The organism is Mesorhizobium sp. M7A.F.Ca.AU.002.02.1.1, from assembly GCF_003998535.1.
Lineage (GTDB): Bacteria > Pseudomonadota > Alphaproteobacteria > Rhizobiales > Rhizobiaceae > Mesorhizobium > Mesorhizobium ciceri.
In genome coordinates this window covers 1-370 of sequence record NZ_RZPB01001494.1, presented here as the reverse complement: position 1 = coordinate 370, position 370 = coordinate 1, and the positions used below count along the sequence as shown (strand labels likewise).

General features: G+C 61.1%; 1 pseudogene. It reads right to left on the bottom strand.

The features are described from left to right. A pseudogene (locus tag EN879_RS38560) lies at positions 1 to 291 on the bottom strand (carbohydrate ABC transporter permease); the annotation flags it as partial. Positions 292 to 370: the final 79 nt, after the last annotated feature.

The following is a 370-nucleotide window of genomic DNA, read 5'->3' as shown; positions in this document are numbered from 1 at the left end:
CATCTTGATGGAGTTCCAGAAGTAGCCCTTGATCCCGGCGCAGGTGAGACCGACGCAGGTTTCGCCCCAGGCCTTGAACCATGGCGCGATGGTCGGCGACTGCGGCAGCGCCAGCATGTTGCCGTTCTGGATCTCGTCCATGGTCTTGAACGAGGTGACCAGCATGACGAAGAGCGGCATCAGGTAGAACAGCGCGAACAGCGCAAGCAGTCCGTAGATGACGATGCGGTTGATTGTCCTGGCGCTGACGCCGCTCGATGCCTGGCTGGCCGGTGAGGTGACGGCGCTCATCGCGGCTTCTCCCTGAGCTCGGAATAGAGATAAGGCACGATGATCGCGGTCAGCGTCATCAGCATGATCACCGCGCTCG